Consider the following 22,243-nt stretch of genomic DNA (forward strand, 5'->3'; position numbering starts at 1 on the left):
GGCCTTAAACAATTTAATTAAGAAAAAAAGAAGACTAACGGACCAACGATAAAGCAATAAATCGCGAAATACTTTAAATTTCCTTTAGCCATAATATTCATAAACCATTTCAAAGAAAAATAGGAGGCAATTAAAGAAGCGATAAATGCAATCGTGTACGGCAATGCCAGAGATGCTAAATTTTCATCATTAAGGATATCGCTAAACCCTAGTATCATGCCGCCAACACTTACTGGAATGTATAGGAGAAATGAAAATTTCAACGCAGTCTCTTGTTTCATCCCAAGAGCCATGGCAGCAACAATTGTTGCACCTGAACGGCTAATTCCTGGTATTAATGCAACTGCCTGAGCGAGTCCAACGATGATTGCATCCCTATAAGAAAGGTCTGCATCATTCTTTCTCCCCCTTAAATTACGGATAAGCCATAAAGCAAGACCAGTAACTAGGAGAGTAAGACCCACGGTTTTTATACTCGCTAAATGTTCATCTATGAAGTCTTCGAATAATATGCCAATTACACCAGCAGGGATTGTACCAATGATTAGGTAGATGATAAATCGAAAATCTGCTTCTGCACTTTTCTCTTTTGTTGTCACAAAACGAAGTCCATTTCGAATTAACCTCATAATATCTTCTCGATAAATAAACAATACCGCAAACAAAGAGGCCGTGTTTACTAGTAAGGCAAAGCTCAATCCTTCTATTTCTAATCCGAAAAAGTATTCAGCTATTTCTAAATGTCCGCTTGACGAAATCGGAATTGGTTCAGTTATACCTTGAAAAAGACCAAGAAATAAATATTTAAGCAGTTCGAAAATATCTTCCACTTTTATAGATCCCCCAAAGAAAAAGTTTCATACAACCCTCATTTAACAATAAAGAGGTTGCCCTGTAAAGAAAAATACTAAAATTTACTAGTGGAAATTGGAAACAAATTCATTCATGAGGAAATATTCATTGGAAATAATATAAAAGATTCGAGAAACCTAAAGGAGGTATTTGTCATGGGACAAAATCGCCAATTTAAAGCAGGACAGAAGGCACCAAATAATGGAGTATATATCGAGGTTGGGGAGACTGGAAGCAATGTAAATAATCCACAACTGTTAAAGTTAAGAGCAGGAGATCGCTTCCCAGAAAACTCTAATCATAACCGTGTGTGGACGTATCAAAGAAAGCCATAAATTTAAATGGAAACCTGGCAATAATCTGTACCAAAAAATTCACAAGAAAATAGTTTTTAACTAGAGCCATCCCTTGTGGATGGCTTTACATATGGATTATAATAAGAATAAAGGTCAAAAAAGGTCAAAAGGAGGTTATCATGGATTTAAACCGAATGACAGAGCGGATGCAGGAAGGAATTATGGCTGCCCAGACAATAGCTATTCGTGAACAGCATCAAGAAGTGGATGAAGTTCATCTGTTCTTGGCTCTTCTCGAACAAGAAAATAGTCTGATTGTTTCAATCCTTAAAAAGACTGAGGTATCCATTGAAAAAATAAGTGAGGAGCTACAGTATCTTCTAAGTAAAAAGCCGCAAGTTTCAGGCAGTGGCATCGAGCAAGGCAAGGTATACATTACAAATAAGTTCCAGCGTCTCTTAGCAGATGCAGAGTCCGAAATGAAAAAATTAAAAGATGAATTTATGTCAGTAGAGCATCTAATTTTAGCAGCTGCTGCATCAGGACAATCAGAGGTAGGAGCTGCATTAATAAATGCTGGTGCTGATAGGAAAAAGCTTGAACTTGCGATAATTGAAATAAGGGGGAATCAAAAAGTGACATCCCAAAATCCTGAAGCAACATATGATGCATTAAAGAAATATGGAAGAGACCTTGTAGCAGAAGTAAAGGATGGGAAACTTGATCCAGTCATTGGAAGAGATAGTGAAATTAGAAATGTCATACGTATTTTATCAAGGAAAACGAAAAACAACCCCGTTCTAATTGGGGAGCCTGGAGTAGGGAAAACAGCAATCGTTGAAGGCTTAGCCCAAAGAATCGTACGTAAGGATGTACCTGAAGGTTTAAAAAATAAAACGATCTTTTCTCTTGATATGAGTGCCTTAATTGCAGGTGCAAAATTTAGAGGGGAATTTGAAGAACGATTAAAGGCTGTTTTGAATGAAATCAAGAAAAGCGAAGGCAGCATTCTGCTTTTCATCGATGAAATCCATACGATTGTTGGCGCTGGAAAAACCGAAGGGGCAATGGATGCAGGCAATATGTTAAAGCCGATGCTTGCAAGAGGAGAACTGCATTGTATCGGAGCGACAACCCTAGATGAGCACCGGAAATACATTGAGAAGGATCCAGCTCTTGAGCGTCGCTTTCAGCAGGTCCTTGTCCAGGAACCAAATGTGGAGGATTCGATTTCCATATTAAGAGGATTGAAAGAACGTTATGAGGTGCACCACGGGGTCAATATTCATGATCGAGCACTTGTGGCTGCTGTCACTTTGTCGGACAGGTATATTTCAGACCGATTCCTTCCGGATAAAGCAATTGATTTGGTGGATGAGGCATGTGCAATGATCCGTACAGAGATAGATTCTATGCCTTCTGAATTAGACGAGGTGACTCGGCGTGTCATGCAGCTTGAAATTGAAGAAGCAGCATTAAGAAAAGAAAACGATGAGGCAAGTCAAGCGAGACTTTTTTCCTTACAAAAGGAACTAGCTGAGATGAAGGACAGAGCCCATGCCATGAAAGCAAAATGGGAGCTTGAAAAAGAAGGAATACAAAGGGTTCAGCATAAAAGAGAGATGCTTGAAAAATTGCGCCATGAACTTCAGGATGCTGAAAATAATTATGATCTTAATAAGGCAGCTGAGCTTCGCCACGGAAAAATCCCTGAGCTGGAAAAGGAATTGAAACAGCTAGAAATAGAAGTTAATAACAGTGAAGGGGACAGATTATTAAGAGAAGAAGTAACAGAAGAGGAAATTGCAGGGATTGTTGCTAGATGGACAGGAATTCCAGTTGCTAAGCTGGTTGAAGGGGAACGGGAAAAACTGCTTCGGCTGGAAAATATTTTACGAGAAAGAGTCGTCGGACAAGATGAAGCAGTCGGACTAGTTTCTGATGCTGTACTCCGTGCACGAGCTGGAATAAAGGATCCAAATCGTCCAATCGGTTCATTTATTTTCCTCGGACCTACAGGTGTTGGGAAAACGGAGCTTGCGAAAGCGCTGGCACAATCATTGTTTGATAGCGAGGAACAAATCATTCGGATTGATATGTCAGAGTATATGGAAAAACATGCCGTTTCTAGATTAATTGGTGCGCCTCCAGGGTATGTAGGATATGAAGAGGGTGGACAACTGACAGAAGCAGTAAGGAGAAGGCCTTACTCTGTTATTTTGCTTGATGAAATTGAAAAAGCCCACCCAGAAGTTTTTAACATCCTTCTGCAAATGCTTGATGACGGAAGAATTACAGATTCTCAGGGGCGGACAGTTGATTTTAAAAATACAGTAATCATCATGACATCGAATATTGGTTCACAGTTTTTACTTGAACGCGTTGAAGGGAAAATGGATTCCTATATTAATGAAGAAACACGGAAAAAAGTGATGAGTACACTTAGAGGACATTTCCGTCCAGAGTTTTTAAATCGGGTGGATGAAATTACATTATTTAAACCATTAGCATTGACAGAAATAAAAGCGATCGTTACCAAACTCATTAAAGAGCTTCAAGAAAGATTATCAGATCAGCATATTCAGCTTAGTATAAACGAAGAGGCGAAAGAATATATTGCAGAAAACGGTTTTGATCCAGTTTATGGTGCAAGACCATTAAAACGCTTCATTCAACGAAATGTTGAAACATTACTAGCTAAGAAAATAATCGCCGGGCAAATCAAAGAACATAGCCAAGTGACGATCTCAATAGAAAATGAAGACATTTCATTGAAAATTAAATGAAATTAAAAAGTCATCCTGACGATTGGCAGGATGACTAATTATTAAAAGTACGAATGATAATTTTTGAAATTAGATAGCTATCTAGCTTTGGCACCCTGCGGCTATTGCCTTCCGTTCCTTCGTTCCCCGATAAGTCAAGCACGATTACGCTTTCGCTCTTTGTGTTTCCTTTATCTCAGTCAGAAGCCGTCCAGTCCATAAGTTGCTAAGCGGGGTGCCTACGCTTTTCTAATGAATAGCTTCCTTTTCACTTGGCCCTTCAGGAATAATGGCAGCAACGATGAAAATTAAAATTGTCGCAGCTACTGAAAGGATCAACCCGGTTTTCAATTCGAATGCAGTACCGATCATTGAACTAACAACATAGTTAATCATTTGCACAAGAAGAAATGTCCAGAAAAAAGTCCAAAAGAATCTCAATGTATTCACCTCTTACATTTTAAAATCCCTTTTCATATTACCATAAGCTAATTAATTAATAAACGTTATTATGCCAATAAATTCGAATCAATCGCAAAATTGAGTAATACTTTTCCTTAAATGATATTTGACTAGAAACAATAGGCAAACCCCCTATCATTTTATGTGACGTTTCATACATTATTAGGAACGATCATTGGAAAGGAGAATTAAAATGGAAAGCCGAAACTTTCAACTGGATACCGAATGGAATATGATTCATTATCCCGAAAAGCCTAGTGGTTTCGGTATCCTTGTAATTGGTGATGAAAGGAATTATGTTCATGCTGAGAGCAGTTTTTGGACACAAAATGAGGGGAAATCAGCTTTATTAAAGCAATTTAAAGAAGAAGGATATACGATCTTTTATTCAAATCTTTACGGGAAGAACTGGGGAAATGACAAAGCAGTCCACCTTGCAAGAAGATTGTATGAGCATATTATCCGTACAGAGATTATCAATGGGAAAATTCATGTCATTGCTGAAGGAATGGGGGCTTTGATCGCACTTAGACTAATGAATGAGATGGGTCCTAGCCAAATTCGAACCTGTGTATTGATTAATCCAATTGTTTCCCTACCCCATCATTTAGAATTAGAAAAAGAACATAAATTTTTTTATAAGAAATTACTAAAGGAATTATCGGTTTCATATGATGCTGAAATGAAGCAAGTAGAAGCTAAAATTAAGCAGGTAAACACAAATGCTTTAATTGAAAATGATCCAATCCCTATAAAAGTTATCCAAATATTATCTGATCGCCGTGCCTATAAACAAGCAAACCTATTGAAAAGTCTCACAGTAAACTGGAGAGAAAAAGAATTGCCATTTTCTATTTGTTATATACTGCCTGAAAAAAGACAAGGAATTGGCGGTCAAATCGTAAATTTTTTAAAACAAAATGAAAGATTTTTATAATCCTAGCCTAACTTAAATTAAAAGAAATAATTAATAGTTTATTAGCATAGGATACATTAAGAAAAAGGGGAGGCTTGGAAATGGACAGGGCAGTAATAATAGGGACATACGAAAGTTTAGGGTTTCGCTTTTGTACCTCCTTATTGGAGGAGGGATATGAGGTAACAGGGATTCATTATAGGAATATGGATGAGGAACTTGTTGAGGAAAAGCGAATGGAAATAGGCAGAAATGCTAATTTTCAAGAAGTGCTTCAGATGGAGTGGCTGCCCTCCGCAGAAATTCAAGAGCAAACATTAATTATAATTGATTTTAATTATTTTTACTTGCGTAAACCGGGCTGTTCTTTGGAAATTAGTGAACATCTTGAGAAGTTTCTTGTCCATAATGATAAAAAAATAAAGGATACACAGTCAAAAGTGATTTGCCTTCTCCCTATAGAAGACCATGTTTCTACAAATGAACGATTTAATAAAATAATTCTAAATGTGAAGGCTAATGATTATCATTACCTTTATTTATCAAGGGAACTGGATATACAAAAAGAATCTATAAAAGACTTGATAGAAGGCGGATTCTAGCTGAGTATCGGAAAAAACACTTTTCAATTCTTATCTGTTAAGGGTAGAATAAAAATAGTCGGGTATTTTTCAGGATAGAGAGAAAGAGGGAAATATGGATGTGGCTATTACAGAGGGGCGGAGTATTGGAAGATGCATAAATTGATAATGCGTTTTGGGATGATCTTTTTATGCCTTCTTTTATTAGCCTCTTGTGGACAAGCAATGTCTGCAGGAAATCTTAAGAAAGCTGGCTTGTTAGTCCCGGATACAGTAAATGATCAAGTTTGGGGTACAAAAGGCTATAAAGGAATGCTAAAGATACAGTCCCATCATAATATAGAAGTTTACTATAAAGAGGGCATGAACTCCCAAATGGTTGTGGAACGTGCGGTTAAAGAATTTGATCAAAAAGGGGTAAATATAATTTTTGGTCATGGAAATGAGTATTCGGAGTATTTCAACAAAATATCGAACAAATATCCACATATCCATTTTGTGAGTTTTAATGGTGACGCTGAAAATTCTAACACAACAAGCTTAAATTTCGAAGCTTATGCGATGGGGTTTTTCGGAGGAATGATTGCCGGGCATATGACAAAAACGGATACAATTGGAATAATTGCCGCATACGAGTGGCAACCTGAAATCGAAGGCTTCTATGAGGGTGCAAATTATGAAAATGAAAATGTCAAAGTAATTATTGAATATGTTGGCAACTGGGATGATGGCACGCAAGCAATTCAAAGCTTGGATAGGATTTTTGCCAAGAATGCAGATGTTATATACCCTGCAGGAGATGGATATAATGTTCCAGTCATTGAAAAGGTGAAAGAAAAAGGGCATTATGCAATTGGATATATTTCAGATCAGTCTGACCTGGGTGAATCAGCAGTGTTAACAAGTACCATTCAGCATGTTGATGTACTCTATGAATTAGTCGCTAAAAAGTTCAATGAAGGGAAGCTGAAATCAGGAAACCTTTCTTTTGATTTTCAAGATGACGTAATTACATTAGGTAAGTTTAGCCCTAATGTTGACAAAGAATATATTGAGTTAATTAATGCCGCAATTGAAAAGTATAAGAAAACTGGAAGATTGCCTAATGAATGATTAACAATTGGAGGAACTATCAATGCAAACGACAGATAAAACATTAGAATTTATGCAAATCGCAATGAAATACATACCAGAAGCAAAGCAGCAATTAGATGGAGCAGGGATCGAACTTTCATTGGAAATGATTCAGCCATTTATGACTTTATTTACAAAGGTTATGACTGAAGCCTATGAAATGGGAAAAGCAGACGCGATTAAAGAAATGGAATAATGAAGAAACCGGCTCTGATAAATAAGCCGGTTTTTTTATGATTGTCTAGCGCAAGCGTCCTATCGCCTATCAAACTTCAGGCCCCCTTTCCTACGATAATTCAATATTGGTTCGTTCTTGCTCACCGTGTTTCCTATATCTCAGTCTAGGCCCTTCCAGTTTGTACGGCGATGACCAAGGCGCTTACGCTTTTCTTATGACTTCTTTAAAAATTGATTAATAAGCGGAGTAGCCTTTTTATATAAAGGCTTTAATTGATCAACTGAATGGATGAGAACTTCTATATTTTCAATAAGGTCCCCTATGTTAATCTTATTAAGAAAAGATAGAGCCCTTGGATCTTGTTTCTTTTCTTCTAATGCACCCTCTTTAGCCCCAAAAAGCCAATCTCTCTCACTTATTTTTATTAAAGGATGATCGAATTCTCTATCCTCCATTTCGCTTATATCATTCATTTCAACTGGATTTCTTTTATATTTGTCCTTTCCGAACATAAAGCTTGTTAGCGGATCTGCTTCTGTATTTAAATGCTTCATGTGATCTTCCCCCATATCTTCTCAACCTCCATAAGATTCGTGTATTTTAGCTTATGAATTTTTAATACAGCCGTGTAGATAGATGTCCCTAGTTGTTCTGGGAGAACTAAATTAAATCTTGATTATTTATATGTAAATTTGATAAAATTAGTACCAAGTCATAATAATTGATAATAAAATAACTTGAACGTAATATGAATAGACAATAAAGAAATAAAAAGGAGTGTAGGTTGGATGAATGCAGGAATTATCGGGATTGGAAGATGTCTCCCAGAAAAAATACTTACAAATGCAGACCTTGAAAAAATGGTAGATACATCAGATGAATGGATCAGAACGAGAACAGGTATTGAGGAAAGACGAATAGCGGATGATGACACAAATACATCTGATCTTGCATATGAGGCTGCCAAAAATGCGATTGCTCATGCAAATATTCCTGCTGCTGAAATTGGTATGATTATCGTAGCAACTGTAACTCCTGACCGGCCATTTCCATCCGTGGCAACGATACTCCAAGAAAGGCTTGGAGCAGTTAATGCAGCTGCAATGGACGTAAGTGCTGCATGCGCTGGGTTTATGTATGGTATGATAACAGCAAAACAATTTATTGAATGTGGCTCATATAAGCATATTTTAGTAGTAGGTGTTGAGAAACTTTCAAAAATTACCGATTGGGAAGACCGGAATACAGCAGTCTTGTTTGGGGATGGTGCCGGTGCTGTTGTTCTAGGTACTGTATCGGAAGGAAGAGGAATTCTATCATTTGACCTTGGGGCAGATGGCAGTGGCGGAAAGCATTTATACCAAGAAGATTATATCGTGATGAATGGGCGTGAGGTTTTTAAGTTTGCTGTCCGACAAATGGGAGAAAGCAGTGTAAAAGTATTGGAGAAGGCTGGTCTTTCTAAAGCAGATGTTGACCTGCTTATCCCCCATCAGGCGAATATAAGAATTATGGAGGCTTCAAGACAACGGCTTGAACTGCCAGAAGAGAAAATGTCAAAGACTGTTCATAAATATGGAAATACATCTTCCGCTTCGATTCCAATTGCTTTAGTAGAAGAATTAGAGGCAGGAAGAGTGAAAGATGATGATTTAATTGTTATGGTTGGTTTTGGTGGAGGTTTAACTTGGGGGGCGATTGCACTTCGCTGGGGACGTTAAAAAATATAATAGCCTTCACACATTTTGTAATACCGATAATTTTTTCTTAAAAAGGAGATTCGATAAAATGGATAAAAAAAGAGTTGTTGTTACAGGAATTGGCGCCGTGACACCACTTGGAAATGATGTAGATACAACTTGGAAAAATATACTGGCAGGTGTTTCTGGAGTGGGACCGTTAACAAGGGTTAACGCGGATGAGTATCCTGCTAAGGTTGCAGCAGAAGTAAAAGATTTTAATATTGAAGATTATATTGAAAAGAAGGATGCCCGAAAAATGGATCGCTTCACTCACTATGCGATAGCCGCTTCCTTAATGGCTGTAAAAGACGCAAACCTGTCGATTAATGATGAAAATGCACACCGGGTTGGCGTATGGATTGGATCTGGAATTGGCGGGATGGAAACATTTGAAAATCAATTTGAAACGTTTCTTAATCGCGGATATAGAAGGGTTAGTCCATTTTTTGTTCCGATGATGATTCCGGATATGGCTACTGGACAAGTATCAATCACGTTAGGTGCAAAGGGATTTAACTCTTGTACTGTAACTGCTTGTGCGACAGGAACGAATTCAATTGGTGATGCGTTCAAGGTCATCCAACGTGGTGATGCGGTAGCAATGATCACAGGAGGAGCAGAAGCACCAATTACAAGAATGTCTGTAGCAGGATTCTGTGCGAATACGGCCCTTTCTACTAACCCTGACCCTAAGACCGCAAGCCGTCCATTTGATAAAAATCGAGATGGATTTGTTATTGGTGAGGGAGCAGGAATTGTCATACTGGAGGAATTAGAGCATGCGTTGGCTCGCGGAGCTCATATTTATGCTGAAATCGTCGGCTATGGAGCTACTGGAGATGCCTACCATATTACAGCACCTGCACCAGCTGGTGAAGGCGGAGCAAGAGCGATGAAAATGGCAATCGATGATGCTGGGCTAAAACCGGAGGAAATTGACTATATCAATGCTCATGGTACGAGCACTGATTATAATGATAAATTTGAAACATTGGCGATTAAAGAAGTATTTGGTGAGCACGCTTATAAGTTAGCGGTAAGCTCAACGAAATCGATGACTGGACACCTTCTTGGGGCAGCTGGTGGAATTGAAGCAATTTTCGCAGTCAAGGCAATACAGGATGGCGAACTGCCTCCAACGATTAACTACGAAACACCAGACCCTGAGTGTGACTTAGACTATGTGCCAAACAAATCTAGGAAACAAGAAGTCAAAGCTGTCATCAGTAACTCCTTAGGATTTGGCGGACACAACGCAACAATCGCTTTTAAAAAATACGAGTAATTATTAAAGGCCAAATCATATTGATTTGGTCTTTTTTAGTGTTTCGCAGGAACGAAAGACTAGTTCTTGTACCCTAGAAAGAGGAATTTAACATTTCAAAGTAACTTAAGATTAGTTCTGATGCCCGCAATTGAGGATAAACACGGTAACCAAAATTGAGCTCGGGTGCCTAGCACACGAGGATTTCCACACTTACATTCACTTAAGAACGTCTAATCCTATTATGTCTTTCCGTAGTATTTGCACGGGCATATTTGCTTAAGCCTTTTCAATTAAACAAATGAATCCCCAAATCATAAACTATATCATAGCGGATATTCTGAAATAGGGCGGGTGAGAATGTGGGGGTAGTTAGAACCGATAAATGGCTGGAAAAAAAATTTGATGATCCAGTTGAAATTTGTCAAGTGTTTATGGAAACCTTTGGGGAAAAGAAACCGGCCAACATTTATCATTACTTAATGAGATTTGGTATGTATAGGCCGAATCGAAGGACATATGAGGAGTATAAAAAATTACTAGAGTTAAATTGCTGGGAGACTGCTGAAAGGATTTTTCAAAAGTACAGAAAAAAGTGGAAGGGGTTAGATATTCCTGTATATATATTTCCTGCGGCAGCCAGCAACAGTTTTTTCGATAACGGGAAAAGTGAAAAATCAGGTGTAGCATTCAAGGATAAACTATTCCTTTTCATTCCACCGCTAGAGGATGAAAAAGAAATTGAAGCACTTATTGTTCATGAATACCACCATACTTGCAGGTTGAACAGGCAGAAAAAACATATAAAGGATTTTACCTTATTAGATTCAATTGTTTTGGAGGGACTTGCCGAGCATGCAGTAGCTGTTTATTGCGGGAGCAGCTATCAGGCGAAATGGTGTGATTATTATACTAAAAAAGAAATCAGCAAGTATTGGAAACAATTTTTACAAAAGAACTTAGAAGTAAAAAAAAATGAAAAGTTACATGATGAGATTCTCTTTGGTAATAAAGGTTATCCAAATATGATAGGATATGCAGTCGGGTGTGAGATGATAGCCATGTTTAATGAAAAGTATAAACTAACGGCAAATGACACATTTATCTTGGAATCTGACCTTTTTTTAACAGTAATGGATTAGGTGAATATTTAATTATCAAGCCAATTGAAACGACTCTTAGGCTTGATTTTTTTTGGTTAGAAATTGTGTAAAAACAAAAATAATAGACTATTCAAATTAACTGGACTATTTATAAAAACGTGAATATTTCAAAAAGATCTTGTATTCGTAATGTTTCTGTAATAATATACTATTAAATAATATTGAAATTCCAATTTGGCGAATATATTGAAATTATTTACAAACATAGTTTCATTTGATTGTGAAATAGCTTTTTGGATATTCATAAGAAATGGATGGCATCAAACAATTGAATAGTAATTATTTTTTGATGGACGGAGGGCATTATGACAGCATTATTGGAATTAAAAAACTTAAAAACGCATTTTAAGAGAAAGAAAGTTACAATTCCGGCCGTTGATGGTGTTGACTTAAAAATACATAAAGGTGAGACTGTTGCACTTGTTGGGGAATCCGGTTCAGGTAAAAGTATTACCTCACTTTCTATCATGAGGTTAATTCCGAGTCCACCTGGTGAAATCGTTGATGGGGAAATTCTTTTTAACGGTCAAGATTTAGCAAGACTTTCTGATAATGATATGTGTAAAATCCGAGGGAACGATATCTCGATGATTTTCCAAGAACCAATGACATCCCTTAATCCTGTTTTGACAATAGGTGAGCAAATCATTGAAGTACTTATGTATCATCAAAAATTATCAAAGCGAGCAGCAAGTTTGAAAGCAATTGAGATGCTTGAAACGGTAGGTTTTTCTCGTGCTAAGGAACTTATTGATGATTATCCGCATCGACTATCAGGTGGAATGAGGCAGAGAGTAATGATTGCAATTGCAATGAGTTGTAACCCAAAGCTTCTCATTGCAGATGAGCCGACAACTGCCTTAGACGTGACAATTCAAGCACAGATACTAGATTTAATGAAAGAACTAAGCAAAAAATATGATACTTCTATTCTTCTAATTACCCATGATCTTGGTGTAGTTTCAGAAGTGGCTGATCGTGTAGTCGTTATGTATTGTGGTCAAGTTGTGGAAGAAGCTTCAGTGGATGATCTATTCGAAGAGCCGTTGCATCCATATACAATAGGTTTAATGGGGTCCATTCCATCATTGGAGGGGGATTTAGATAGACTCTATTCAATTGAAGGAACGGTTCCTCCGCCAGAGCATTTTCCTGCTGGATGCAGATTTTCACCACGCTGTCCCCATGCGTTTGATCGATGTAGAAATGAGGCGCCTGTACTTAGGGAAATAGGATCTCGGTCAGTTCGCTGCTTTTTACATGATGACAAGGAGGCAACGAAATGAACGGAACAACATCTGAACTACTTAAACATTCGAAGAAAAACAATGATTCAGAATATATTTTAGAAGTTAAGGATTTAAAAAAATACTTTCCAATAAAAGCCGGTTTCTTACAACGAACAGTAGGGTCAATAAAAGCTGTAGATGGTCTTACATTTAAAGTGAAAAAGGGTGAAACCATTGGATTGGTGGGTGAATCCGGCTGCGGGAAATCAACAGCTGGAAGAACACTTATTCGATTATATGAACCGACAAGCGGGGACATTATTTTCAAAGGAAAAAACATTTCGAAAATGAATGATGGAGAACTCCGCCGTACTGTACGGAAGGATATTCAAATGGTTTTTCAGGATCCTTATGCATCATTAAATCCTAGAAAAACATTAAAATCAATACTTAGTGAACCAATGATAACTCATAATTTATATAGTCATAAAGAGAGAAAAGAAAAAATTCAGGATCTCTTGGACAAAGTTGGATTCAACCCATTATTTATTAACCGATATCCACATGAATTTTCTGGTGGGCAAAGACAGAGGATTGGTATAGCACGTGCACTTGCATTAAATCCAGATATGATTATTGCCGATGAGCCAGTATCTGCACTTGATGTGTCCATCCAGGCTCAAATCATCAATCTAATGGAAGACTTGCAGGATGAATTAGACTTAACATATGTATTTATTTCTCATGATTTAAGTGTTGTTCGCCATATAAGTGATAGAGTTGGCGTAATGTATCTAGGAAAAATTATGGAGTTTGCCGGAAAAAAGGATTTGTATGAGGAGCCTCTTCATCCTTATACACAGGCACTGATGTCAGCAGTTCCAGTTCCAAAGAAAAAAGGTGTACAGGTAAGGGAAAGGATCATTCTAAAAGGTGATCTGCCAAGTCCGGCAAACCCTCCACAAGGCTGTGTGTTCCATACTCGTTGTCCAGTTGCAACCCAAATGTGCAGTGAGCAGGTTCCCGATTTTAAGGAGATTAGGAAGGAACACTTTGTTGCTTGCCACTTATATTAAACTTTTAATCTGCTATAGGTGAACTCTATACATTAACATCAGAATATTAAAATAATTATCTAGCTATTAAATGACTTGAGACCTTTTTTAGGGGGCAAGCATTTAGTATATAAAACCTTAGAAGGGGGGCGGTATATTACAAACGTTCTCTGAAATAGGATTTAGATTCAAAAAAATAAACCCAGGGGGGAAACGAATGAAGAAGTCGGCATGGTTATTAATTAGCTTAATGCTAGTATTATCAATGTTCCTTGCTGCATGTTCAGGCGGTCAAAAAACAAATGAACCTGCAAAAGAAACAGAAAAAGAAGAAACTCCAGCAGCTGAAGGAACTGCAAATGATGAGCCTCAAGTTGGGGGAGACTTGATTATTGGATCAACAGGTTCACCAACTATGTTTAATCCACTTTTTTCAAATGATGCTTCAAGTTCTGATATTGAAACGATGCTTTATGACAGTTTAATGGGTTCTGATTTGGAATTTAACCCAGTAACTGATGGAGGATTAGCAGAGAAATATGAAGCCTCTGAAGATGGCCTAACATTTACAATTAAAATTGTAGAAAATGCGAAGTTCCATGATGGAGAACCTTTAGATGCTGATGATGTTGTATTTACATACAACATTCCATTAAGCCCTGATTATGATGGTGTACGTAAATCTTATTTCGAGAATATTGATAAAGTCGAAAAAATTGATCAATACACGGTTAAATTTACTTTAAAACAAGTAGATGCACAATTCCCAGTAGTCAGTCTTGGTTTTGGAATTCTTCCTGAACATATTTTAGGTGACGTTCCAATTGCTGATATGGGAGAACATGAATTTAATACGAAAACTCCAATTGGATCTGGTCCATTCAAGTTTGAAGAGTGGAAAGACGGTGAATATGTAAAAGTAGTTGCCAATGAAGATTATTGGGATGGCCGTCCTAACCTAGATTCTGTTACTTATAAAATTGTACCAGATGCAAATGCAATCTTAGCTCAATTACAAGCTGGAGATATCCATTATTATGCAGGCATTGCACAGCCTGACGTACCAACAGTTGAAAGTTTTGCAGATGCTGCAAATCTTCGTTTAGAATCTGGTTTAGCTCTTTCATATACATTCCTAGGCTTTAACCAGCGCGATCCGAAATTCCAAGATAAGTCTGTCCGCCAAGCAATCACACATGCAATCGACCGTACTGCGATTGTTGAAAACGTCATGGCAGGACTTGGTGAAGTAGCACATGTACCTGAAAGTCCACTAAGCTGGGCTTATAATCCAGATGTACCAAAGTTTGAATACGATGTAGAAAAAGCGAAGAAAATGTTAGCCGATGCTGGCTGGAAGCCAGGTGCTGACGGCATCCTTGAAAAAGACGGAGAAAAATTCTCAGTTGAAGTAAAAACAAACCAAGGAAATAAAGTTCGTGAAGATATTGTTGTCATTCTTCAGCAGCAGCTAAAAGAAGTAGGGATTGAAATTATCCCTCAAATCGTAGAATTTAGTGCATTAATTGCTGATATCGATCCAGGTGTATGGAATTTTGAGGGAATTGTTCTTGGCTGGAGTTTAGGTATTGACCCTGATCCAAGTGGTATTTTCCATACTAAAGAAATTGAAAAAGGTCTTAACTTTACTGGCTACTCAAATCCAGAGCTTGACAAGCTAATGGATGAGCAGCTTCAAGAGCTTGATAAAGAGAAACGTAAGGAAATGATTGGGAAAATTCAACAAGGTCTTGCTGAAGATCAGGCATATACTTTCCTTTACTATCCAGAGGAATTCCGTGCACTTCCTAAAAATCTAGAAGGCTATGAATTCCATGCGAAAGACCAAATGTACCACATTAAAGATTGGTGGTTAAAGACTGAATAATATTTGACAAAATATAAAAAAAGTAAGGGATTGTTTACCCTTCCCTTACTTTTTTATTAAATACTGAAAATTCTACTGGTTATCTTTGTTAGCCATGTATTTCGAATAAAATGAATACATTGAGAGGGAGAATAGACGATGGCCTCATATATTTTTCGGCGAACATTAATGGCTATTCCCTTGTTATTAGGAATTACCATATTATCTTTTGCGATTATAAAGGCAGCACCAGGCGGACCGGTATCTATGCTAATGGACCCTACTATGAAACCTTCAGATCGAGAGAAGTTTGAAGAGAAATATGGATTGAATGATCCTGTGCATGTTCAATATTTCAAATGGCTCGGCAATATGGTGAAAGGTGATTTTGGAAACTCATTAATCAAGCGCGGGGTTCCTGTAAGTGAGCTCATCATGAACAGGCTGCCAAATACGTTATTATTAATGGTTGTGTCAACATTGTTAGCAGCGTTAATTGCAATTCCTTTTGGGATATATTCTGCGATGCGACCCTATTCCAAACTCGATTATACAGTAACGGTAGGTTCTTTCTTAGGAATTGCAACTCCAGGCTTCTGGTTTGGGTTAATGCTAATCATGTTTTTTTCTGTCAAATTTGCCTGGTTCCCAACAGGGGGGGTAGCAACATTGAATGCGCCGTTTAGTATTTGGGATCGTATTCATCATTTAATCCTACCTGCAATCGTTCTAGCAACAGCAGATATGGCTGCATTAACACGTTATACACGATCCTCGATGCTGGACGTGTTAAAGCAGGATTATATCCGGACCGCATTGTCAAAAGGCTTTAAAGAGAAGAAAGTTGTTCTGAAGCATGGTTTAAGGAATGGAATGATTCCGATTGTTACTTTATTCGGATTAATGCTTCCTTCTTTTATTGGTGGAGCTGCGATTACTGAAAAAATATTTGCATGGCCAGGGATCGGTTCTTTATTCATTGACTCTGCTTTTCAGAGGGACTACCCAGTTATAATGGCATTAACTGTTGTTTCAGCCATCTTTGTAGTTATTGGAAATCTATTAGCAGATATTTTATACGCGATATTTGATCCGCGTATTGAATATTAAGGAGGGGTAGCTATGTCACAAAGCAATGTGGAAATTTCACAAGAAGAATTACAACTAAACCCCCATTTAAAGGAAAAACCCGATACATTAACGAGAATATTTTTTCGGAAATTTTTCAAAAATAAACTTGCTGTAATAGGGTCAATTTTATTGTTCATTATAATAATGGCCGCAGTATTCGCTCCGCTCATTGCGCCGTACAGTTATGAACAGCAAAATTTAATAGACAAGCTTAAACCGCCGAGTAGTGAATACTGGCTTGGAACGGACCGTTATGGCAGGGACATATTTACAAGACTACTCTATGGTGGACGAGTTTCTTTACTTGTTGGCTTTGGAGCAGTGTTAGGTGCTTTAATTATTGGAGTTTCATTTGGAGCACTTGCTGGGTACTACGGTGGGATCATTGATGCAATTCTCATGAGGGTTGTTGATATCGTAATTTCTATACCTAGTTTCTTTCTTTTAATAACAATCGTAACAATTTTTAAACCGAGTGTAGGAAATCTTATCCTTATTTTTGCATTAACAAGCTGGACAAGCACAGCACGTCTAGTGAGGGGAGAATTTTTGACTCTAAGATCAAGAGAATTTGTCCTTGCTTCGAAAACGATTGGAACAAAGTCTTACAAGATTATTTTCAGTCACATTTTACCGAATGCAATGGGCCCAATCATTGTATCAGCAACCTTGCTAATCGGTGGAGTTATCTTAGCAGAAGCAGCCCTAAGTTATTTTGGGCTAGGGATTTCACCACCTACACCGACCTGGGGGAATATGCTTCAGGATGCACAAAACTACACGGTTATGTTAACCGCGCCATGGTATCCGTTCTTCCCAGGATTGCTCATTTTACTAACAGTTCTTTCCTTCAATTTTATTGGTGATGGTCTCCGTGACGCATTAGATCCTAAATCTTTAGATTAAAATAAAGAAAAAAGTCTCCTGAAGTCAATTCATTCATGGAGGCTTTTTTTTGTAAACATTTGTTAAAGTTGATAAGTAAATATCCATCTACTAATGTAGGAATAATTTTACTGCTGACTGCCCATACTTAATGACAAATAGTTTGTTGAAGTGGGGGTTAAAAGATGTTATATCTTCATGATGTTTGGGTGAACTGGTTTGAAGGTGAAGAAAATGGCTATAATGTTTGTCACTTTCATGAATGGCGTAAAGACGACGGTGTAGAATTACTTGATCAAGTGCCACTAATAAAAATTGATCCCATTTTATTTAATTACATTGAAAATGATTTATCAGAGCTTCCTAAACAACTTTTAGATGACATCTATCAAAAAGCTTATTTGCGAAAAAACCATGAACGTGTTCAACTGGAATATTGTTTCGTTGTATCTGATGGAGTAGGAATATTAGCAGTTGATACGATTGGTTATAATATTCCGATTCGGAAGAGCAGGTTAATTCCACGGCAAGAACAGCTTGCTTATGAAATGCTAGAAAATCATGATGAAATTACTTATTCTTTCAATGATCAAAGGATATTAAAAGACTTTCATATTCTTTCACCTTCACCAGAGCTTATGAATGGATTAACAAGAAAAGAAAGACAGTTAAAACAATTAATGTTTATGGCACTTGATCAATTGTATTCTTCAAAAAATGTTGCAGAAGTGCGTTATTGGTATACGGAATGGAGTCCAGAATTTTATAATGAAATTCAACAAATGGATTTTGAAGAGGCTTGGCTTCATTTATTCGATCAGAGTAAATACGGATGGACAAGCAAGCATGAACAATTTTGTGAAAACCTAATAAAAGGTCAGCCATTTTTTGAGAAATTATGGGAAATGGAGCATGGACCGAAAGTAAATTAAAAAAGGAGCTAAAATTAGCTCCTTTTTTAATTACCTCCGTTTTCTCCCCAACCCCATCGCATTTTCCATCTTTTTCAGCATTTTATTTGCAACTGCTTGCGCTTTTTCAGCACCTCGGTCAAGGATTTCATCAAGTTCACTTGACTGCATAAGTTCTGTATATTTATCTTGAATTGGTTTGATTTCATTTATAACTACTTCTGCTAAATCAGCTTTAAAATCTCCATAACCTTTTCCTTCATACATCTTTTCAATTTCACTAATCTCTTTTCCTGAGAAAATCGAATAAATAGATAGAAGGTTAGAAACACCTGGTTTGTTTTCTTTATCATATTTTACAATGCCTTCCGAATCTGTTACAGCACTTTTAATTTTCTTCTCAATTTGCTTTAGATCATCGAGCAAGCGAATAGACGCTTTTGTGTTAGGATCAGATTTGCTCATTTTCTTTGTTGGCTCTTGGAGGGACATAATTCGGGCGCCAACTTTAGGAATGCGTACGTCAGGAATTGTAAAGATGTCGTTATACTTTTTATTGAATCTTTCTGCCAAATCACGTGTTAATTCAATATGCTGCTTTTGATCTTCACCCACGGGTACGAGATCTGTATTATATAACAAAATGTCAGCAACCATTAATGGCGGGTAAGTTAAAAGAGCTGCTGAAACAGCATCTTTGCCCGCAGATTTATCTTTAAATTGGGTCATTCTTTCGAGCTCACCGATATATGAAATACATTGCATCATCCATCCGGCTTGAGCATGAGCAGGAACCTCAGACTGAATAAAGAGAGTTGCCTTTTCAGGATCAATCCCAACAGCTAAATATAGTGCTGCAAGGCTGCGGATGTTTTTTCTCAATTCAAGTTTGTCCTGCGGAACAGTGATGGCATGCTGGTCGACAATACAAAAATAACAATTATATTCATTTTGTAATTCAACGAATTGCTTAAGGGCACCAATATAATTACCAAGTGTAATAGTTCCGCTTGGCTGGATGCCAGAAAATATAGTTTTCATTAACTTTCCTCCTAATTGTTGGCTGATAAAGGCATTTAATAAATGGACGATCGGGTAAAAGAAGTGTTTCTTTCATATAAGTTGAACATGGTTGACAGAAAATAAACACAAATAAGACCATTCGCCCTAAAAAAATAGGGACGAATGGTCCGCGTTGCCACCCTAATTACTCAAGTATTTGAGTCACTCGAAACCATGCATATGATATACATGGAACCCCTATAACGTGAGGGTACGTCTTTGACAGAAGGCTCAAAAGTCCATTCGATTTACTTGGTTACTTGTTTGCACCCACCACAAGCTCTCTAGGAACCAAAAATAAATGTACTACTCTTTATCATTGCCATTGCTTTTATTATATTAAGTGTAATATTATAGTAAATGGGTATGAAAATCAAGATTTTCATAAAAAAAAGATAGTAAATTTATCACAAAATTAAACCGAATTTTTTTAAATTATTATTCAAAAATATGCAAAAAAACTCGAAAATTGGCGAAATCAAAAATTTTTTTAAGGTCTATGAAACACTTATTTTATAAGTATTTTTATAAAATTAGGATTACTAGATTGATATATAACAGAGAAAACCTACTTGCAATAAATTTTTAAACTATTTATAATAAACCTAACAAACGAATTCTTTACGAAATTGTTACAAGTTTTACGAAAAAATAACAACTCGAATTTCGGGGTATTTATTATAGTAGTATAAGAGTAAGTTGCCGCTTGTTAAAAAGCATGTACAATATCGTATTTGCATAGAGGCGAGAAAACTTGCTTTTTGAATTACTTGCAGATAGTCTGCTTATTTTTTCACTCTAAATTTACAGACTATTTGAGTAATATACCTGGAGCGTACAGTTGTATTTCGTAGAGAAAAATGTAGAGAACGTTTGGGTAAATATATATAGGGGGTTTCATCCGTGAAAAAAAGACTATCGATCTTTTTTAGTATGTTGCTAGTTCTTAGCATGTTCCTTGCAGCTTGTGGCGGCAAAGGCGATACGGGCAGCGGCGAAAAGGGCGGCGACAAAGACGCTGGAAAATCTGATGTTCCGCAAGAATTAAGTGTTAATATTAACACTGAACCACCTTCTTTACACCCAGGATTAGCGAAAGATGCTACTTCCGGTACGGTTCTTCGTCAAACATTCGAAGGGTTAACACGTATTGGTGAAGATGGACAACCTCATGAAGCAGCAGCAGAAAAAATTGACATTTCCGAAGACCAAAAAGTTTACACGTTCACTTTACGTGATGCAACTTGGTCTAATGGTGACCCTGTAACTGCTAAAGATTTTGAATATGCTTGGAAATGGGCATTAGATCCAAATAACCAATCAGAGTATGCATATCAGCTTTATTATATTCAAGGTGCTGAGGATGCAAACCTTAACGGTGGATCTCTTGATGCTGTAGGTGTTGTTGCAAAAGATGACAAAACACTTGAAGTTACATTAGCAAACCCAACTCCATTCTTCTTAGAATTAACAGCATTCTATACTTATCTGCCAATCAACAGCAAAATTGCTGAAGCAAATCCTGATTGGGCTAACGATGCTGGTGAAAACTATACATCTAACGGTCCTTTCGTTATGACTGAATGGTCTCACAGCGATAAAATTCTTCTTGAAAAGAATGAAAAATATTGGGATGCAGACACTGTAAAATTAACTAACATTGAAATGATTATGATTAACGATCCAAATACAGAATTATCTATGTTTGATAATGGCGAGCTTGATTGGGCTGGTGCTCCAACTGGCGCACTTCCAACTGATGCAATGCAAGCACTTAAAGATGAAGGCCGTTTAGTTACTAAATCAATTGCAGGTATTTACAACTATAAGTTCAATACAACTGAAGGACCAACAGCAAACGTAAATATTCGTAAAGCTTTAGCACATGCAATCAACCGTCAAGAAGTAATTGACAATATTCTACAAGGTGAGCAATTACCGGCTATGGGTATCGTACCGCCGTCAATGTTCCCTGAAAACGAAAAAGGATACTTCCCTGATAATGACGTTGAAAAAGCAAAAGAATTTTTACAAAAAGGGTTAGAAGAGCTTGGTTACAAAGAAGCTTCTGAGCTTCCAGCTATCGTGCTTTCTTACAACACATCTGAGGCACACCAAAAGATTGCTCAAGCAATCCAAGATATGTGGAAGAAAAACCTTGGTATTGAAGTAACTCTTGAAAACCAAGAGTGGGCTGTTTACCTAGATAAAGTACATTCATTAGATTATCAAGTAGCTCGTATGGGCTGGTTAGGTGACTTTAACGATGCAATTAACTTCCTAGAAATGTACCGTGACGCTGAAGGCGGTAACAACGATACAGGTTGGGAAAGCAAAGAATTCCAAGATTTACTTGCTAAATCTGCAACTGAAGGCGATCATGATGCTCGTCAACAAATGTTAAAAGATGCTGAAGCAATATTCATGGAAGATATGCCAGTATTACCAATCTATTTCTATACAAACAACTGGGTACAAGCTGAGAACTTAAAAGATGTAGTTGTTTCTGGTCTTGGTGATGTTCAGTACAAATGGGCACATTTTGAATAAAAATAGCTAATAAACGAAAGGTATATGGGACACTAATGACCCGTATACCTTCGTTTCGGCTTTAGAGAAACTGTCTAGCACTGAGCGACAATGGCTCGAGTGCATAAGCTAATTCCTTTCCAAAGGAAAGTACACCTTTTGTAAGGAATTGACTTATGCTAGTTGTCAATTATTGTGTGCTCTATGCTTTTCGTATTAAA

20 protein-coding genes and 1 other annotated feature are annotated in these 22,243 nt (G+C 37.2%); of the genes, 16 read left to right on the forward strand and 4 right to left on the reverse strand.

The window, feature by feature from the left end:
- Nucleotides 1–17: 17 nt before the first annotated feature.
- Nucleotides 18–830, reverse strand: coding sequence for an undecaprenyl-diphosphate phosphatase (locus AN957_RS08790; RefSeq protein ID WP_053475233.1), 813 nt, complete (start codon nt 828–830; stop codon nt 18–20).
- Between the two features lie 177 nt (nt 831–1,007).
- On the opposite strand from AN957_RS08790, the gene AN957_RS08795 reads away from it, so the two are divergent.
- Together AN957_RS08795 and clpB are read left to right on the forward strand one after the other, a co-directional pair.
- On the forward strand, nt 1,008–1,187 hold the full coding sequence (locus AN957_RS08795; protein WP_053475234.1) for a YjzC family protein: 180 nt from the start codon (nt 1,008–1,010) through the stop codon (nt 1,185–1,187).
- A gap of 140 nt (nt 1,188–1,327) precedes the next feature.
- On the forward strand, nt 1,328–3,934 hold the full coding sequence (gene clpB, locus AN957_RS08800) for an ATP-dependent chaperone ClpB (protein WP_056683517.1): 2,607 nt from the start codon (nt 1,328–1,330) through the stop codon (nt 3,932–3,934).
- A 228-nt stretch (nt 3,935–4,162) separates the two neighbouring features.
- On the opposite strand, the gene AN957_RS08805 is transcribed toward clpB, so the two are convergent.
- A complete protein-coding gene (locus AN957_RS08805; protein ID WP_053475236.1) occupies nt 4,163–4,354 on the reverse strand; it encodes a DUF2929 family protein in 192 nt (63 codons plus the stop codon).
- A gap of 214 nt (nt 4,355–4,568) precedes the next feature.
- On the opposite strand from AN957_RS08805, the gene AN957_RS08810 reads away from it, so the two are divergent.
- From AN957_RS08810 to AN957_RS08825, 4 genes are all read left to right on the forward strand, one after another.
- Nucleotides 4,569–5,312, forward strand: a complete 744-nt coding sequence (locus tag AN957_RS08810; RefSeq protein WP_053475237.1) for an alpha/beta hydrolase family protein — start codon at nt 4,569–4,571, stop codon at nt 5,310–5,312.
- A gap of 80 nt (nt 5,313–5,392) precedes the next feature.
- A complete protein-coding gene (locus AN957_RS08815; RefSeq protein ID WP_056683520.1) occupies nt 5,393–5,893 on the forward strand; it encodes a hypothetical protein in 501 nt (166 codons plus the stop codon).
- Between the two features lie 132 nt (nt 5,894–6,025).
- Nucleotides 6,026–6,985, forward strand: coding sequence for a BMP family ABC transporter substrate-binding protein (locus tag AN957_RS08820; RefSeq protein WP_053475239.1), 960 nt, complete (start codon nt 6,026–6,028; stop codon nt 6,983–6,985).
- Between the two features lie 22 nt (nt 6,986–7,007).
- Nucleotides 7,008–7,202 carry a ComZ family protein gene (locus AN957_RS08825; protein WP_053475240.1) on the forward strand — a complete coding sequence of 65 codons (195 nt, stop codon included), beginning with the start codon at nt 7,008–7,010 and terminating at the stop codon, nt 7,200–7,202.
- Nucleotides 7,203–7,396: 194 nt separating this feature from the next.
- Here AN957_RS08825 and AN957_RS08830 read toward each other — a convergent pair whose 3' ends face one another.
- Entirely contained in the window at nt 7,397–7,753 is a 357-nt protein-coding gene (locus AN957_RS08830) for a hypothetical protein (RefSeq protein WP_056683522.1), read from the reverse strand.
- A gap of 219 nt (nt 7,754–7,972) precedes the next feature.
- Between AN957_RS08830 and AN957_RS08835 the strand changes: the two genes are divergently transcribed.
- The 9 genes from AN957_RS08835 (at nt 7,973) to AN957_RS08875 (ending at nt 18,452) form a co-directional block, all read left to right on the forward strand.
- The gene (locus AN957_RS08835; protein WP_056683525.1) at nt 7,973–8,905 is read left to right on the forward strand and encodes a beta-ketoacyl-ACP synthase III; all 933 of its coding nucleotides are present in this window, start codon (nt 7,973–7,975) and stop codon (nt 8,903–8,905) included.
- Between the two features lie 67 nt (nt 8,906–8,972).
- Nucleotides 8,973–10,211, forward strand: a complete 1,239-nt coding sequence (gene fabF, locus AN957_RS08840; RefSeq protein ID WP_056683528.1) for a beta-ketoacyl-ACP synthase II — start codon at nt 8,973–8,975, stop codon at nt 10,209–10,211.
- 341 nt (nt 10,212–10,552) lie between these two features.
- Complete coding sequence (locus AN957_RS08845; protein ID WP_075209114.1) at nt 10,553–11,332, forward strand: DUF2268 domain-containing putative Zn-dependent protease; 780 nt, start codon at nt 10,553–10,555, stop codon at nt 11,330–11,332.
- A 326-nt stretch (nt 11,333–11,658) separates the two neighbouring features.
- On the forward strand, nt 11,659–12,639 hold the full coding sequence (locus AN957_RS08850) for an ABC transporter ATP-binding protein (protein WP_053475244.1): 981 nt from the start codon (nt 11,659–11,661) through the stop codon (nt 12,637–12,639).
- Nucleotides 12,636–13,658: an ABC transporter ATP-binding protein gene (locus AN957_RS08855; RefSeq protein WP_053475245.1), complete on the forward strand. Its 1,023-nt coding sequence runs from the start codon at nt 12,636–12,638 to the stop codon at nt 13,656–13,658. The genes AN957_RS08850 and AN957_RS08855 overlap by 4 nt, the downstream gene beginning before the upstream one ends.
- Nucleotides 13,659–13,854: 196 nt before the next feature.
- A complete protein-coding gene (locus AN957_RS08860) occupies nt 13,855–15,525 on the forward strand; it encodes a peptide-binding protein (RefSeq protein ID WP_053475246.1) in 1,671 nt (556 codons plus the stop codon).
- 138 nt (nt 15,526–15,663) lie between these two features.
- Complete coding sequence (locus AN957_RS08865; RefSeq protein WP_056683532.1) at nt 15,664–16,614, forward strand: ABC transporter permease; 951 nt, start codon at nt 15,664–15,666, stop codon at nt 16,612–16,614.
- A 12-nt stretch (nt 16,615–16,626) separates the two neighbouring features.
- On the forward strand, nt 16,627–17,541 hold the full coding sequence (gene opp4C, locus AN957_RS08870; protein ID WP_056683535.1) for an oligopeptide ABC transporter permease: 915 nt from the start codon (nt 16,627–16,629) through the stop codon (nt 17,539–17,541).
- A gap of 164 nt (nt 17,542–17,705) precedes the next feature.
- Nucleotides 17,706–18,452: a YjbA family protein gene (locus AN957_RS08875; RefSeq protein ID WP_056683537.1), complete on the forward strand. Its 747-nt coding sequence runs from the start codon at nt 17,706–17,708 to the stop codon at nt 18,450–18,452.
- Between the two features lie 30 nt (nt 18,453–18,482).
- Here AN957_RS08875 and trpS read toward each other — a convergent pair whose 3' ends face one another.
- The gene (gene trpS, locus AN957_RS08880) at nt 18,483–19,472 is read right to left on the reverse strand and encodes a tryptophan--tRNA ligase (RefSeq protein ID WP_056683540.1); all 990 of its coding nucleotides are present in this window, start codon (nt 19,470–19,472) and stop codon (nt 18,483–18,485) included.
- Between the two features lie 133 nt (nt 19,473–19,605).
- Nucleotides 19,606–19,822 (reverse strand) — a binding site (T-box leader).
- Nucleotides 19,823–20,396: 574 nt separating this feature from the next.
- Here trpS and AN957_RS08885 point away from each other — a divergent pair.
- Nucleotides 20,397–22,043 carry a peptide ABC transporter substrate-binding protein gene (locus AN957_RS08885; protein ID WP_053475251.1) on the forward strand — a complete coding sequence of 549 codons (1,647 nt, stop codon included), beginning with the start codon at nt 20,397–20,399 and terminating at the stop codon, nt 22,041–22,043.
- Nucleotides 22,044–22,243 lie beyond the last annotated feature (200 nt).

The sequence above is a fragment of the Cytobacillus solani genome, from assembly GCF_001420595.1.
GTDB lineage: Bacteria > Bacillota > Bacilli > Bacillales > Cytobacillaceae > Cytobacillus > Cytobacillus solani.